The sequence below is a fragment of the Janthinobacterium sp. Ant5-2-1 genome, from assembly GCF_001445815.1.
Taxonomy (GTDB): Bacteria; Pseudomonadota; Gammaproteobacteria; order Burkholderiales; family Burkholderiaceae_D; genus Janthinobacterium; species Janthinobacterium lividum_E.
This window is the reverse complement of record NZ_LNCE01000031.1, coordinates 17,626-31,842: the sequence shown is the minus strand read 5'-3', so window position 1 is coordinate 31,842 and position 14,217 is coordinate 17,626. Positions and strand designations below refer to the sequence as shown.

Sequence of the window (14,217 nt, the reverse complement as noted above, 5' to 3'; positions counted from 1 at the left end):
TACCCATGGCGTTTAATCGGGCACTTCAAAGAAAAATAGCTGCACCAATCGCCCATTCTCCGGCGTGTCGCCAAACACATTGCTGATCGAGTGAAAGTAGTGTCCCTTGTAGACGATCAGGCGGTTGTGGCACATCGGTACTTCCAGCAGGGCTTGCCAACTGTCGCGTTGTTCCTGCAAGTCGTTGAATTTCTGCACTTTACTGTTCGGCAGCCAGCGCTTCTGGAAATCCTTGAAGCTGGCGTAGCCGCCCGCTTTCACGTCCGCTTCGGGTAATCGCCGGTACCAGCCGCTGGGCTGGTGGCGCCAGAAGGTGGTGCCGCCCTGGCACTGCTCGGGCGGGTTCAGATACAGCACGCCCGCATAGAAATTAAAATTATTGCCCGTCTCATTGTCCACGTGAATATCCGTGCGCGCCATGGCGTCCGCATAGCTGAGGCGGTAGGAACCGTTGTCGGGCGAGATAAAACGAATGGGCCGGCCCAGCGCAGTGGCGATGCGTTCCATGATGGCCTGGCTGGGCTGGCCTGCTGTCTGGCTGCCCGGATAGTTTTGGCCCGCATAGCGCTGCTGCTCGAACGGCAACGCCAGTGCTTGCGCGCGCCAGGCAACAGGGTCGGGCAGGAAATCGTCGAGGATGTGCAAATCTGTTTCGCGCAGGAAATCGTGCAAGCTTGCCGGCACGTCGGGCGCCGTCAGCCGTTCCGTGTTTTCCGTGCCGGGGCTGGCAAAGCCGATGCGGCACGTTTGCGCCAGCGCCGGGTGCAGCGCCAGGCCTTGCGCGTAGCGTTCCAACGCCAGTTCCTGCTGTCCCGTGCGGTAGTACAGCTCGGCCAGTCCCTGCAGGGTTTGCCAACGCTGCGGGCGCAGGGCGTGGGCCCGTTCCAGTTCGGCGATGGTCTCCATCAGCCGCTGTTTCCCCATCAGCAATTCCGCATGGCTGATGGCGAAATCATGCTCGTGCGGCGCCAGCCGCGCCGCCGTGGCGTAGCTGGCCAGCGCCGCCTCGCTGTCCGTGCCGCGCAGCACGTTGCCTAGGTTGTAATGGAACAGGGCGTTGTCCGGCTGCTGCCTGAGCGACAGTTTCAGCAAACCCAGGCCGATGGCGCCCTGCCCCAGTTCCAGCATCGCCAGTCCCTGGAAATGCTGCGCTTCGGCCAGGGTAGGGTTCAGTTTATACGCGGCCTGGTAAGCGTTGATCGCTTCGATCAGCTTGCCCGCCTGCTGCAGCCGTTGCCCGTTTGCCAGATGTTGTTCCGCCAGTGTCTGTTCGCCCATATGTCCCGATCCCGATCCCGATGCAATGTGGCGAACAGTGTAACCGAGCGCGTTCTACCGTGCCTGGCTGACGGGAATTTCTTCCCCGTTCAGCTTGATCGCCACCTTGACGATCTGCGCCTTGACCTGGTTGCTGGCCATGTCCGCTTCCTGGGCGTAGGCATACACGACGATGGCGAAGTCCTTGTAGCTGCTGCGGGCCGCTTCGATCTTGCGGGCCGCCTCCTGGTCCATTTTCAACAGCGAATAACCGTCGCCATTCGTGAACGCCAGCTTGTAGTCGCCGTTGTCGTACATGTAGTAATACGTGCCCGCGTCGGCGAACTTGGCGGGGAAGGCGGCCTTGTCCATCGCGTACGGCGACAGCGCGCCCTGGCCATTGATCTGGTAGCGCAGGTAGCGCCTGGTTTTCGCTTCGCTGACCTTGGCGTCGATCTGCGGTTTCAGCGCGTCGAGCACTTCCTGCTTGCGGAAGGCGTCGTTGCTGCCCGCATATTCGCGCGAGATGCGCTGCGCCACGGCCGCGTAGTCGGGCGGCACGCCGGACAGGGCGAGGTAGCTGTACATCAACTGGTGGCCGCTCGTGATGTCGACATAGCTGGACGTTGGCGTGGCTGCGTCCGCTTGCGGCAGGTTGGCGGCAGCCGCCTTCACTTGCGCTTTCGCGGCCAGGTCGGCGACATTCGCGGCGACGGGGGCGGAGGCGGCCGGTGTGGTGGTCTCTGTTTTACCGCAGGCGGACAGCAGGACGGCGATGGCGAGCAGGGTAGACAGGGTACGTTGCATGATATTTCCTTCAATGAATGTGTAGAGGTGGCTTAGCCAATGGTTTTACATTTGTATTCGCCGACGCCGTAAGCGGCCAGGACGATGGAAGAAGCCAGCACCAGGTAAAAACCGATGCCGAACGAGAGTCCTTGCCACACTTGCCCCAGCATTTCGCTGGCCATCTGCTCGGCCATGTGGGCTGCGCGGGTGCCCATGATGCCGCCCATGGCGCTGCCCGCATCGCTGACGGCGCCCTTGATCTTGATGAACAGCAAGCTGCTGTGGATGACGATGAACAGCAAGGGCGCGCACTTGCCCAGCGCCGCTTTCGGGTGGCGGCTAACCATGGTGGCGCAGCATCCGGCAATGGCCAGCAGGAAGAAAAATTGTGCGGACGTAAAACCGCCGCCGCCATCGCGGGCAAAGCTTTCCAGGCTGTCTGCGGACAGACCCAGCAACTGCCAATAGGTACGCGAGACGGAAGCGAACAAACGGATGCCGATGGTGTTGAAGATAAAGGCCCCGGCGATCAGGACGCCGAGGCTGGCCAGCACCTTGATGCCCAGGGCGGACACGGCCTGGCCCCACAGCTGCTGGCCCTTGTCGCGCGCCAGTTTCGCCGCGCCGGCCATTTCTTCCTGCGCCAGTTGCTGTGTCGCCACGGCGCTGACGGTGGCGAGGCTGCCGGCCTCATCGAAGCGCACGTCGACGACGGCGTTGATGGCGGGCGCCACGTCCGAGCGCCAGTGCGTGGCCACGTCGAACGCATGTTGAATGCCGGCCACGCTGACGGAACCCTGTCCGCTCGGTTGGTAGGCGAGGATGCGGCCGCGCTGGCCGGTGGTAATGGTTGCTGCCGTGCTGGATGGTTGCATGAGATTTCCCTGGTCACTGTCATGCTCTATTGCATGTACCCACGGATAACGGGGGCAGTTCAGGGAAATCCAAAATTATTTTGAATTATTTTTTTGGCGGCTGCATCATGTCCTTGGCGGCGCCCTGGTAATCCTTCATCAAGCCCATGAAAGCATCCTGCAAATGCCGGGCCGCATCCTGCGGCGGCGCGCCCGTGCGCCGCGCCAGGTCGAATTTATACGCATGGGCGGGGCTGTAGCCGGCTTGCGATGCCGCGTCCAGCAGCACGCCCGCCCGTTTCAGCGAAGCGGGATCGCCCTTGACCATCAGCAATTCCGCCAGATAGGTCTGGGCAATCGGAAAGTCTTTTGCGGCCGCCTTTTCCAGCCACTGCATGCCCGCCTTCGGCTGTTTTATTCCAGCGTCGCCGCCGCCGATGCCATAGCCGAGGGCCGTCAGCGCCACCAGATCGCCGCCGCGTGCGCGCTTTTCCAGTTGCTGGCGGGGAAATGGACGGGCCGCGATCTGCATGCGGATTTCATAGTTGATGTCTTGCAGTACGTTGCCTGGCCACACTTTGGCGCCCGGTGCGGCCGGCTTTTCCACCGTTGGCGCAGGCGCCCGCATGCCGCCCTGCGCGCCAGCCAGCACGCCTGGCGTTGCCTGGCTGACGCCCTTGCCGCTGCCCATGTTCAGCACCAGGCGCGCCGACGTTTCGCCAAACGACACGCGGGGCTTTTGCACGTCGTGCGTCATGGCGGCAACCCGTGCCGCCACTTGCGAAAATACGTCGCTCATCGGCAAACCGGGCGCATCGAGTGCATCGAGCAGCGCGCTCGTGTAGGGGCTGTTGCGCGAATCGGGCGACCAGAAATCGCGCGCCAGGGCACCGGGACCGGCCGAATAGGCGATCACCACGCCGCGTGGCGCTTGCGTGTCGGCAAAGCCGTGGCTGGCTGCATTGCCGCCGCCGGGAACCACCACGGCGCCGCCGCGCGTATATTCCTGGCGGCAAGCGTCGAGGATCAGCACGGCGCCGCGCGCACCCGTGCGCTGCAAGTCGCCGGCCAGGCTGGAAACGGACACGCCCTGCGCGGCGATGGCGGCCGCGCTCAGCGCATTCATGTTGGCGCCCAGCGGCAATACATAGTTTGCCTCGCCCGCCTGCGCGCCGTGGCCTGCGTAAAACACGAGGGCGATATCGGCGCCGCGCGCCTGCGTGGAAAACTCGGCCGACGCCTTTTGCAGCTGTTGCGCATTGATGTCCGTGCGCAACAGCACTTCAAAGCCCAGGCGGCGCAGGCGCTCGGCCATGGCGCGCGCGTCGTTCACGGGATTCAATAGAGGCTGCGGATAGGCCGCATTGCCGATCACGAGGGCGATGCGCTTGCCGGGGCCGCTGGCGGCGTTGCCCACGGCCGCCTGCACGACGTTACCGCAGAGTAAAAAGATGAGGCTGAAAAACAGGGGAATCAGGCGATGCATCGGCGTCTCGGGAATTGTCGTGAAAGTAACAAAAGTTAGCGATTTTTACTGTGATATGAGAAAATTGCTTAAATGCATTTTACCTTACTGACAAGTTTCTCTTGTCTGGCCAGCGCACGGTGTACATCGTCGCCGGCCAGTGGCGCGTGCCGCCCAACACACGATCGGACCGGCTTTGCAATCGGAACAATTTGAACGGATTCATGCTTTCTGGACCCGCCGCCAGCAGCTGACACAAGGCGAACTGGGCGAGTTTTACCAGCGCGTCATCGCCGCGCTGACGCCGTGCCGTCCGCGCGAGGCGGCGTCGCTGGGCGACTCGCTGGCCGATCTGCGCCACCAGTTCTTCATTGAAAAAGTCCTGCACGGCGACAGCGACGCGGCGCCCCACCATGTCGGTGCCCTGTTTTTGTACTTCAAGCGCTTCATCATCGACCAGCTGCGCAAGCAGCGCGATGATGAAGATGCCGATGCGCAAGAAGGCTGCGAACTGCGCGCACCCGACGCCTATGCGGAACCGCTGCGCGACTATCAGCTCACGCCGCAGCAAGTGCGCGACGCGGCCGACGTGTTCATCACTACCTTGCCCGACGATTTGATCTTGCTGCTGCGCCATTGCGGCTGCGGCGGCATGCCCGTCAAGGAACTGGCCGAGCAGATCGCTTCCGCGCATTACCACGGCGGAAAATTAGGCCTGGTGCACAGGCAGAAGGGCGATCCTGCCAGCGCGGGACGCCAGATCGTCGAGCCCGCCCACCGCGCCACCTTGCTGGGCAGCTGGGTCTTGAACCTGCTCAAGCTGCGCGTGGGAGAAGCCCTGGCTGCGCGCGATCTGCAGGCGGCGCAAATAGTTTTGGATATTTTGTGCGTGGCCGCGTTATCCCTGCACATGGACCCCGCGTCCACCCACCCGAACACTGATGAAAGGCCATCGGCATGACTGCATTGACGCCCTCGCTGGCCATCGTTGCCGCGCGCCTGCCGTCGCCCCCATCTTCCGCCGAACTGCTGGACGGCGAGGTGGCCGGCGATACGCCCGACTGGCGCGGCATTGCCGTGCCGGAACACGTTATGCAACGTTTTGCGCGCCGCAGCGACGCCGCACCGCTGGCCGCGCGGCCCATCGCCGGTGGGCAGATTCACCTGCTGGCGCGGCGTCCCGGCTTCGGCGCCGTGCTGCTCGACGCGTGGGACAGCACGCGGCAGCGCTGGCGCGGCTGGCTCGTCACGCCGGACACGGCGTATGCGGACGCCTGCGGCCTCGTGGTTGAGGAGCGCGACGCGCCCGCCGACCCGCGCGCGGGCCTGGTGCTGTGCGACATGCCCGTGACCCTGGCCGTGACGGACCTGGGCGCCTGTTTGGGCGTGTTCAGCCAGGAGCGCTTGCAGGCGGCGCGCTGGCTGGAGCTGCATGGCCGCGCGAATGCCGCCACGGCGGCGCCGGGCGTGATCGCCCGCGTGGCCCTGCCCGGCGACGATTACGCCTTGACCGGCACGCCGCTGTCGAGCGAGCTGGGCAAGGATGGCCGCGTGGCCTACCGGCAACTGCTGCGCCAGGGCTTGCAGCAATTGCAGATCGCTTCGGCCGATGCCGCCGCGCCGGTATCGAAGCCTGTAAAGGCGGCCAATGCCAACCGCTGGCTGAAGATCGTCACGGCCGTGGCTGCCAGCGTGATGGTGGTGCAATCGGCATGGCTGTTCCTGCCGAAAGAGGGCGCCGTCGTCGGCAATGGGGAATTCCGCAGCGGCGGCAGCGGCGTCGAGACGGGCGTGCGCACGCGCGTGCTGTTCCGCGCCGAGGCAACGGAGGCGGAAATCCGCACGTGGCTGCAGCGTGAGCAGCTGGAAATCGTCGCCGGGCCGGACACCCTGGGCGCCTTTACTTTGCTGTCGCGTGACCGCCAGAAAGTCTTGCCGCCGCCAAGCCCGGGCAATCCGCTGGCCGTCATCAATCCCTGACCCCGAAATAAAAGAAAGTTATCAAGCATGACAATGTATAAGAATTTTGCATCCGCGCACTGGCGCAAATTGATCGCCGGCGTGGCCGCCGGCGTCCTGTTGACGGGCTGCGCCATGACGCCGAACGGCCGTGGCGGCGTGTTGATGGGCCTCGATACGGCCGAGCTGTTCGGCACGCCGATTTCCACCTTCCGCCTGCGCGACGGCACGGAAGGAACCTTGCGCAAGGATCCGCAAGGCAAGTATTCGATCAAGCTGTCGCAGGCGTTTCGCGTCGTGCCGCTGGCCAACGCCATCACGGCCCGCGTGGCGCGCGTGGAAAACGTGGGCGAGCGCACGGTGGTGATCGTGGAAACGCAGGAGCGCGGCTGTGCCTACCGCTATGAAGTGCTGGCTTTCCAGGGCACGGACGTGCTGCAGTGGACGGTCGGCAATTGCAAGGACCGCCCCCGCGTGGACTTGGCGGCGGACGGGAATTCGCTGAATATCGACTTCCCCAACTACAACCGCCTGTCGCGCATGATCTACACGGACAACCGCCTGCTCAACGCCAGCGTGGCCGTGCCGCCCGGCGTCGATACGCGCGCCCAGCCGTTTGCCGACGACGCCTTGCGCGGCACGGGTCCTGCCATCGCCACTATGCCGGCTGGCAATGACAGCGGCCGCGTGATCCCGGCGCCGCCGGCGGCCGCGCTGGCGCCTGCCGCCACGCCGAAAACGGGCAGCCGCGCCAGCGCCAAGCCGCGCCGCCAGGAGCCAGCAGCCAGGGCGGCAACGTCCGCCGTCCTCAGCCAGCCTGCACAGCGTGCCGCGGCGGCTGCCCCGGCGGCGCCGATGATCTTCCAGGCCGAAGAGATCAAGCCCGTCGTCATCGATTTGAGGAAATAAGATGGCCGCGAGTTTGCGCAGTCTGCAGATCCGGCAGACCTTGATCCTGATCGTCCTGACGATCATGTATTTGTGCTTCGAGCTGGGCTTCAATGCCCGTTTGCTCGACGTGGTGGGCGGCGACGTCAAGCCGCAGGACGTGGAAGGCGTGGAATTCTATGGCCGCAGCCTGTCGGGCATCGCCGCCGCGCTGGTGGTGCTGCAACTGATGTGGCGCCGCCGCCTGAAGAACAATGGCAGCGGTCCCAGCTGGAAAAAAATCATCTTTTGCTGTGTTGCCACGGCGGCGGTCGTGTTCGGCATTTTGAAGACCACGGTCACGGTGCTGGTCGAAACGCGCGATGCGCAATTTCGCCGCCTGGCCTTCAACACGACACTGATGCAGCGCTCGCTGGTGGGCGGCAGCCTGCAATTGCAGGGCCTGGTCGATGACGCCACCCTGTTTGCCAAGCCCGAAGGCAAGGCTTTTCTCGCGCTGTTCCCCTTCCTGGCCGTCTCGGTGGGCCATCTAGATGAACGCATGGAGCCGGCCAAGGAACAATTGATCAATTTCAACGTGCGCAAGATCGCCGGCGGCGCGGCCGGTTACTATGAGAAATACCAGCAGGCGATCGGCGAAGTGCGCGACAAGTGGAAACTGTATTCGGGCATGATTCCCGACGACGATGCGGGCTTGCGCCAGCAGCAGGAATCCGCGTGGAACGATTACCGGCAAAGCCTGTCGCGCCATGGCTGGCAGCCGCATTCCGTGCCGGCGCGGCGCAAGGCGGCCGTCGTCAACAATGTGCGCAAGAAAGTGCCCGTATCGGCCAACTGGCACCCTGCCGATCAACTGAGCTTCCGCGCCGCCGTCAAGCGCCGCTATGCGTCGGAAGCGGCCAGCAAGGGTTTGAACATCAAGGGCGACCGCATTCCGCCCGGCTTGTCCTTCGCCGCCTTCGTGGCGCGCCCCGGCATCCAGGCCGTGCTGCGCGACGGGCCGGACGGCGGCGATGGCAGCGAAGCGAGCAAGGGCTTGCGCTTGCCGAAAGGCGCCGTGGTGCAGGATGCGTATGCGAGCCCGGCCGAGTTCAGCCGTCTGTTCGACCAGTTCGCCGCGCGCCAGACGGCCGAAAAGCTGGTGGAATACCGCGCCAGCCGCAACGACTTCGAAGTGGGCGGCAAGTATTTTGAAGAGGGCAAGGAAGCGGCGCGCGCCGCCATCGTGCCGCCCGTGGCCCTGTTTTTCTCCTTGCTGGGCGCCATCGGCCACTTCTCGAAACTGCTGTACCTGATCGCCACGGTGGGCTTGCTGGTGCTGGCGGCGCGCCGCGGCGAGCAGGCGGGCGCCGATGGTCAGTTGAGCCGCCGTTCCGCCTGGATCGCCACGGGCGTGCTGGCCGGCGCCTTCCTGGGAACCTGGGGCATTTTTACCCTCTCGGACAATAATGTCACGAAGAGCGAGCTGTTCCGCCAGATGCTGGACTGGAACCGCCAGGCCGCCGACGACAGCACGCGCTGGCAGATTGCCGGCAAGGGCTTGCTGGCCAATATCACGCACGTCGTGGCGGTGGGGCAGGGCTACAGCTACCCCGTCAACGAAGCGATCCGCATCCACGTTTTGCAGGGAATTCACTATGGCTATCATCCGGGACAAAAATAAGGCGGCCGCGCTGGTCTTGCTGCTTTCCATGGCCAGCACGGCTGCACAGGCCGACTGCCTGGGCATGAAGGTGCACGCCCACCGTGGCGCCGGCAATGCGCCGGAAAATTCGCTGAGCGCGCTGCGCAACACGTATTTCGGCACTTGGGACGGTGTCGAGACGGATTTGCAGCTGCTCGGTGACGGCAGCTGGGTGGTGCACCACGATTTGTTGACTGGCAGGGTCGTCGACACGGGTTCGCCCCGCACCGTGAAACAGCTGACGGCCGATGACTGGCGCGCCGCCAGCATGAAAAACCGTGGCGTGGCCACGCCGGAAACGCCGCCTTTTGTGACCGATGTCGCCGACCTGGCGACAGCGTTCCCGAGTAAAACCCTGAACGCGGAAATCAAGGATGTCGTGTCCTCGTGCGCGCCGATCGCTACCCTGGTGGGGCAGTTGCGCGCGAACATCAAGCACGGCAACTGGTTCTTGACGTCAGGCGTGCCGAACAACCTCGCTTGCGCGCGCCGCGCCGATCCGCAGGGCTATCTGGGCTTGCTCGTGTTCGACGCGCGCAATGCGCAGGCGGCCGGTACGAACCGGGTCAGCCGCTACATCGCGAAAAATGCCCGTCCGCCCAAGCTGGACAAACCGTGGCTGCAGCGCGTGCAGCAGCAGATCGGCATGCCCACGGGCGTGCACGTGGACGCGCGCAGCCTGGACGCCAATCCGAATTTGCTGATGGATGCCGCCAGCCTGAACATGCCCGTCTTCGTGTATGCCGTCGATGGCGACTCGGCCCTGGCCGCCTCGCTGTTGCGCGCCCAGCAGCGCAGCCACCGCCTGCCCAGCGGCGTCATTCTTGACGGTAATCCCGAGACGTTTTGTGCGATGATGAAGTAAGTTTTTTCACTCCCCCAGTGCTGCCATGACCATGCCACCATCGACCCCCGCCAACCTTGCCGGCAGCGCCATCGGCGCCATGTTCTTTTCCCTGTTCGGCGGCCTGTGGGTGGCCGGCTGGTGCGTGCAGACGTATGGCGCGCATCCCTTAAGGTTGCTGCCGGTTGCCGCAATCACCGTCTTGCTGCTCATGCTGGCGTGGCGCCAGTTCCGGCGCCACCGGGCCGCGCACGCGGAGGCGGAACAATCGCCGCAGGCCAAGCGCGTGGGCCGGCTGTTCAATGTCGTCAACGCGGGGCAGTGGATCGCCATCTTCATCGTCGGCAACGTCCTGAAAAACATGGGCTTGCAGGCGTGGTTCATCCCTGCCGTCATTTTGATCGTGGGCCTGCATTTCTTTCCGCTGGCCTGGCTGTTCAAGGCGCGCCGCCACCTGGCCATCGGCATGGCCCTGTGCGTGTGGGCCGTCGGTTATCCGCTGACCCTGCGCCATGGCCCCCTCGATCCCGCCGGCTGCCTCGGTGCCGGGCTGATCTTGTGGGTGGCGGCCCTCTCCGCCGTGCGTGCCGGTTTTGCCGTGCAGCAGAACGCCTTGCAGCCCCAGAAATAGCTTTTCCAACGGCCCGCACAGGGCTGTTTTTTGCTCATTTTTTGCGCACCGCAGCATCGATAATGTTTGCATCGCGCGCGCGACTGGCTTATAAATGTAATCGATTACATTTTGTTGAAAAGCGCCATGCCAGCAGCCCTTCCTTCTCCTTTGCCGACAGAAACCGTCTCCATCAGCGCCGTCGCCGCGCATGCGGGCGTGTCGGTGGCCACCGTCTCGCGCGTGATGAACGAGCAGGCGGGGGTGCGGGCGCCCACGCGTGACAAGGTGCTCGCTTCCGTGTAGTGAGCGTTGCCGTCGGTTTCGAAGGGGTCTGCAAGGATTTCGGCCCCGTGCGCGTCTTGCATGGCGTCAGTTTTACCTTGTCGCCGGGGCGCGTGTATGGTTTGCTGGGCGAAAATGGCGCCGGCAAGTCGACCCTGATGAAAATCCTCGCTGGCTATGAAGCCGTCAGCGAAGGGCAGTTGCTGATCGATGGCCAGCCTCAGCGTTTTGCCAGTTCGCGCGCGGCGGAGTCCGCCGGCATCGTGTTGATCCACCAGGAATTCAACCTGGCCGAACACCTGACGGTGGCGCAAAACATGTTTTTGGGCCACGAAAAAACGCGCGGCTGGCTGCTCGACGAGACCGCCATGAAGGAAGAAGCGTCGCGCTACCTGAAACAGGTGGGCCTGGACGTGTCGCCCGACACGAAAATCCGCGACCTGATCGTCGCCGAGAAACAGCTGGTGGAAATCGCCAAGGCCCTGTCGCGCCGCGCCCGCTTTCTGATCATGGATGAACCGACCGCCACCCTGACGTCGTCGGAAACGCAGCGCCTGTTTGCCGTCATGGCCCAGCTGAAAGCGGATGGCGTGACCATCCTCTACATTTCCCACAAGCTCGATGAAGTCGAGCGCAACACGGACGAGGTCATCGTCATGCGCGACGGGCGTTTCGTCACGCGCGAACCGACGGCTAGCCTCACGCGCCAGCAGATGGCGAACCTGATGGTGGGACGCGAATTGTCGGACATGTTCCCGGCGAAAGCACCGCTGGCGTCGGACGCGCCCGTGCTCCTGAAAGTCGACGGCTTGTGTGTGCCCGGCTGGGCGAAAGAGCTGTCGTTCGAGGTGCGCGCCGGTGAAGTGTTGGGTTTTGCGGGCCTGGTGGGCGCGGGGCGCACGGAATCGTTCGAGGCCTTGCTGGGCTTGCGTCCGCGCAGCGCGGGCACAATCGAACTCAATGGCCAGCCCGTGGACATCCGTACCCCCAAGCAAGCCATGCAGCATGGCATGACCTACCTGAGCGAAGACCGCAAGGGAAAAGGTCTGCACGTGAACCTGGGCTTGCGCGAAAACCTCACGATGATGACGATGGAGCGCTATGCGCGGCCATGGCTTGATGTGGCCGGGGAAAAAGCGGCGCTGGCCAAGGCCGTCGAGGATTTCAATATCCGCACGGGCGACCTGGACAGCCGCGCGCGCATGCTGTCCGGCGGCAACCAGCAAAAGCTGGCGCTGGCGAAATACCTGCATTCGGACCCGCGGGTCGTCGTGCTCGACGAGCCGAGCCGCGGCGTGGACGTGGGCGCCAAGCGCGACATTTATTTCCTGATACACCGCCTGGCCGCCGAAGGGCGCGCCGTGATCGTGATTTCATCCGAATTGATCGAATTGATTGGCCTGTGCCACCGGGTCGCCGTGATGCGCGCCGGCACCTTGCAAGCCACCCTGTCTGCTGACCACCTGACTGAAGAGGAGTTGATTGCCCATGCAACCGGCACGCACTGATACGAGCGTATCCCCCCTGGCCCAATTCGGCGCGCGCATCAAGGGTTTTGGCCCCGTGCTGGGCCTGCTGGCCCTATGCATCGCGGGCACCTTGCTCAATGGCGACTTCGCCACCCTGGACAACCTGATGAACGTGCTCACGCGCACGGCCTTCATCGGCATCATCGCCGTCGGCATGACCTTCGTGATTATCTCGGGCGGCATCGATTTATCGGTCGGCTCCATGGCGGCCCTGATCGCCGGCTGCATGATCTATTTCATGAATGCGCTGGCGCAAGGGGCAGGCGGCGACCTGGCGCCGATCACCATGCTGGTGCTGGGCATCGCCATGGCCCTGGTCCTGGGCGCCGGCTTTGGCCTGATGCATGGTTTGTTGATCAGCAAGGGCAATATCGAACCGTTCATCGTCACCCTGGGCACGCTTGGCATCTTCCGCGCCGTGCTCACGTACCTGGCCGATGGCGGCGCGCTGACCCTGGATGCCACCCTGTCCGAGCTGTATAGCCCCGTCTACTACACAAGCGTGCTGGGCGCGCCGATACCGATCTGGATCTTTTTATTCGTCGCGGCGGCCGGCGCCATCATCCTCAACCGCACGACCTTTGGCCGCCACGTGCAGGCGATTGGTTCCAACGAGCAAGTGGCGCGCTATGCGGCCATCAATGTCGATAGAGTCAAGATCGCCACCTACATGCTGCTGGGCGTCTGCGTAGGCATCGCCACGGTGCTGTACGTGCCGCGCCTGGGCTCGGCCACGCCGACGACGGGCTTGCTGTGGGAACTCGAAGCCATCGCCGCCGTTGTTGTCGGCGGCACGGCGCTGAAGGGGGGAGAAGGGCGCATCGTCGGCACCGTGATCGGCGCCATCCTCTTGTCCGTGATCAGCAATATTCTGAATTTGACCAGCATCATCAGTGTCTACCTGAATGCCGCAGTGCAAGGCGTGGTGATCATCGCCGTCGCCTTCCTGCAGCGAGGCCGCAAATAAAAACATGGCGGCGTTCTGAATGGGCAGCCAATGGGCGCCCACAACCTTGGAGGAGAGCAGCATGAAGAGCTTTATACGGGTAGCAGGGATGGCAGTGCTGGTGATGCAGGCGTGGGCGCTGCCGAGTGCGCAGGCTGCCGAGAAATTGGTGGTCGGCGTGGCCATCCCCACGGCCACGCATAGTTTTACCTCGGGCATCGTGTGGTGGGCGAACCAGGCCAAGGCGGAACTTGAGAAAGCCCATCCGGGGCTGAAAATCATCGTCAAGACGGCCGCCACGGCACCCGAGCAGGCGAACCAGTTGCAGGACATGTTGACGGTCAACAAGATCAACACCCTGGTGATCTTCCCCATCGAGTCGGCGTCCTTGACGCAGCCCGTGGCGCAAGTGAAAAACAAGGGCGTCTACGTCACCGTGGTTGACCGTGGCTTGACGAACACGCAGTCGCAGGATGCCTACATCGCCGGCGACAACACGGCCTTCGGCAAGCTGCCGGCCGAGTATCTGGCGAAAAGCTTGAATGGCAAGGGTAATATCGTCGTGCTGCGCGGCATGCCGACCACCCTGGACAACGAGCGCTACGATGCCTTCAGCGCCGTCATGAAGGGCCATCCCGAGATCAAGGTGCTGGACGCCAAGTATGGCAACTGGAACCGCGACGATGCCTTCAAGGTCATGCAGGATTATCTGACGCGCTTCAAGCAGATCGACGCCGTCTGGGCCGCCGATGACGACATGGCCATCGGCGTGCAAAAAGCCATCGCGCAAGCCAAACGCAAGGACATCAAGCAAGTGTTCGGCGGCGCGGGCGCGAAGGGTGCCGTGAAAAAGATCATGGACGGCTCCGACCCGCTGATCGTGGCCGACGTGTCCTACTCGCCCAAGTTCATGTACGACGCCATCAAGCTGACGACGGAAGCGCGCCTGAAAGGTGATAAATTGCCGGCCAACACCATCATCCCATCGGTGCTGATCACGCGCGAGAACGCCAAGCAGTTCTACTTTCCGAACTCGCCTTTTTAAATTCTGGGGTCAGACCCCCTCGCCCGTTAGCAATGATCTTTGCGCTAGCGGCATTGAGGGTC

Annotated in this window: 14 protein-coding genes; 10 read left to right on the top strand and 4 right to left on the bottom strand. The window is 63.6% G+C overall.

Annotated elements, in window-relative coordinates; translation table 11 throughout:
* Positions 1-12 precede the first annotated feature (12 nt).
* From ASN89_RS10945 to ASN89_RS10930, 4 genes are all read right to left on the bottom strand, one after another.
* Positions 13-1,278 (bottom strand): DUF6445 family protein, encoded by a 1,266-nt coding sequence (locus tag ASN89_RS10945; protein ID WP_058049301.1) that lies wholly within the window; start codon positions 1,276-1,278, stop codon positions 13-15.
* Between the two features lie 54 nt (positions 1,279-1,332).
* Positions 1,333-2,064: a hypothetical protein gene (locus tag ASN89_RS29300; RefSeq protein ID WP_058049300.1), complete on the bottom strand. Its 732-nt coding sequence runs from the start codon at positions 2,062-2,064 to the stop codon at positions 1,333-1,335.
* A 32-nt stretch (positions 2,065-2,096) separates the two neighbouring features.
* Positions 2,097-2,921, bottom strand: coding sequence for a hypothetical protein (locus ASN89_RS10935; RefSeq protein ID WP_058049299.1), 825 nt, complete (start codon positions 2,919-2,921; stop codon positions 2,097-2,099).
* A gap of 85 nt (positions 2,922-3,006) precedes the next feature.
* Positions 3,007-4,386, bottom strand: a complete 1,380-nt coding sequence (locus ASN89_RS10930; RefSeq protein ID WP_058049298.1) for a caspase family protein — start codon at positions 4,384-4,386, stop codon at positions 3,007-3,009.
* A 175-nt stretch (positions 4,387-4,561) separates the two neighbouring features.
* On the opposite strand from ASN89_RS10930, the gene ASN89_RS10925 reads away from it, so the two are divergent.
* The 10 genes from ASN89_RS10925 (at position 4,562) to ASN89_RS10885 (ending at position 14,155) form a co-directional block, all read left to right on the top strand.
* The gene (locus tag ASN89_RS10925) at positions 4,562-5,326 is read left to right on the top strand and encodes a hypothetical protein (RefSeq protein ID WP_058049297.1); all 765 of its coding nucleotides are present in this window, start codon (positions 4,562-4,564) and stop codon (positions 5,324-5,326) included.
* Positions 5,323-6,345: a hypothetical protein gene (locus tag ASN89_RS10920; protein ID WP_058049296.1), complete on the top strand. Its 1,023-nt coding sequence runs from the start codon at positions 5,323-5,325 to the stop codon at positions 6,343-6,345. Before ASN89_RS10925 ends, ASN89_RS10920 begins: the two co-directional genes overlap by 4 nt.
* Positions 6,346-6,378: 33 nt before the next feature.
* Complete coding sequence (locus ASN89_RS10915) at positions 6,379-7,233, top strand: hypothetical protein (RefSeq protein ID WP_058049295.1); 855 nt, start codon at positions 6,379-6,381, stop codon at positions 7,231-7,233.
* Position 7,234: 1 nt separating this feature from the next.
* Positions 7,235-8,875: a hypothetical protein gene (locus tag ASN89_RS10910; protein WP_058049294.1), complete on the top strand. Its 1,641-nt coding sequence runs from the start codon at positions 7,235-7,237 to the stop codon at positions 8,873-8,875.
* Positions 8,850-9,761, top strand: coding sequence for a glycerophosphodiester phosphodiesterase (locus ASN89_RS10905; protein ID WP_058049293.1), 912 nt, complete (start codon positions 8,850-8,852; stop codon positions 9,759-9,761). Before ASN89_RS10910 ends, ASN89_RS10905 begins: the two co-directional genes overlap by 26 nt.
* Positions 9,762-9,792: 31 nt before the next feature.
* A complete protein-coding gene (locus tag ASN89_RS10900) occupies positions 9,793-10,371 on the top strand; it encodes a hypothetical protein (protein WP_152988537.1) in 579 nt (192 codons plus the stop codon).
* Positions 10,372-10,497: 126 nt separating this feature from the next.
* Entirely contained in the window at positions 10,498-10,656 is a 159-nt protein-coding gene (locus ASN89_RS28155) for a LacI family DNA-binding transcriptional regulator (protein ID WP_082654525.1), read from the top strand.
* The gene (locus ASN89_RS10895) at positions 10,656-12,143 is read left to right on the top strand and encodes a sugar ABC transporter ATP-binding protein (protein ID WP_058049291.1); all 1,488 of its coding nucleotides are present in this window, start codon (positions 10,656-10,658) and stop codon (positions 12,141-12,143) included. The genes ASN89_RS28155 and ASN89_RS10895 overlap by 1 nt, the downstream gene beginning before the upstream one ends.
* Positions 12,124-13,131, top strand: coding sequence for an ABC transporter permease (locus tag ASN89_RS10890; protein WP_058049290.1), 1,008 nt, complete (start codon positions 12,124-12,126; stop codon positions 13,129-13,131). Before ASN89_RS10895 ends, ASN89_RS10890 begins: the two co-directional genes overlap by 20 nt.
* Positions 13,132-13,219: 88 nt before the next feature.
* Positions 13,220-14,155: a substrate-binding domain-containing protein gene (locus ASN89_RS10885; RefSeq protein ID WP_235501951.1), complete on the top strand. Its 936-nt coding sequence runs from the start codon at positions 13,220-13,222 to the stop codon at positions 14,153-14,155.
* Positions 14,156-14,217: the final 62 nt, after the last annotated feature.

What these genes read in the sequence shown, in the direction of transcription:
- ASN89_RS10945 (WP_058049301.1), bottom strand. Translation starts at nt 1,278, where the DNA reads ATGGGCGAACAGACACTGGCGGAACAACATCTGGCAAACGGGCAACGG.
- ASN89_RS29300 (WP_058049300.1), bottom strand. Translation starts at nt 2,064, where the DNA reads ATGCAACGTACCCTGTCTACCCTGCTCGCCATCGCCGTCCTGCTGTCC.
- ASN89_RS10935 (WP_058049299.1), bottom strand. Translation starts at nt 2,921, where the DNA reads ATGCAACCATCCAGCACGGCAGCAACCATTACCACCGGCCAGCGCGGC.
- ASN89_RS10930 (WP_058049298.1), bottom strand. Translation starts at nt 4,386, where the DNA reads ATGCATCGCCTGATTCCCCTGTTTTTCAGCCTCATCTTTTTACTCTGC.
- ASN89_RS10920 (WP_058049296.1), top strand. Translation starts at nt 5,323, where the DNA reads ATGACTGCATTGACGCCCTCGCTGGCCATCGTTGCCGCGCGCCTGCCG.
- ASN89_RS10915 (WP_058049295.1), top strand. Translation starts at nt 6,379, where the DNA reads ATGTATAAGAATTTTGCATCCGCGCACTGGCGCAAATTGATCGCCGGC.
- ASN89_RS10910 (WP_058049294.1), top strand. Translation starts at nt 7,235, where the DNA reads ATGGCCGCGAGTTTGCGCAGTCTGCAGATCCGGCAGACCTTGATCCTG.
- ASN89_RS10905 (WP_058049293.1), top strand. Translation starts at nt 8,850, where the DNA reads ATGGCTATCATCCGGGACAAAAATAAGGCGGCCGCGCTGGTCTTGCTG.
- ASN89_RS10900 (WP_152988537.1), top strand. Translation starts at nt 9,793, where the DNA reads ATGCCACCATCGACCCCCGCCAACCTTGCCGGCAGCGCCATCGGCGCC.
- ASN89_RS28155 (WP_082654525.1), top strand. Translation starts at nt 10,498, where the DNA reads ATGCCAGCAGCCCTTCCTTCTCCTTTGCCGACAGAAACCGTCTCCATC.
- ASN89_RS10890 (WP_058049290.1), top strand. Translation starts at nt 12,124, where the DNA reads ATGCAACCGGCACGCACTGATACGAGCGTATCCCCCCTGGCCCAATTC.
- ASN89_RS10885 (WP_235501951.1), top strand. Translation starts at nt 13,220, where the DNA reads ATGGCAGTGCTGGTGATGCAGGCGTGGGCGCTGCCGAGTGCGCAGGCT.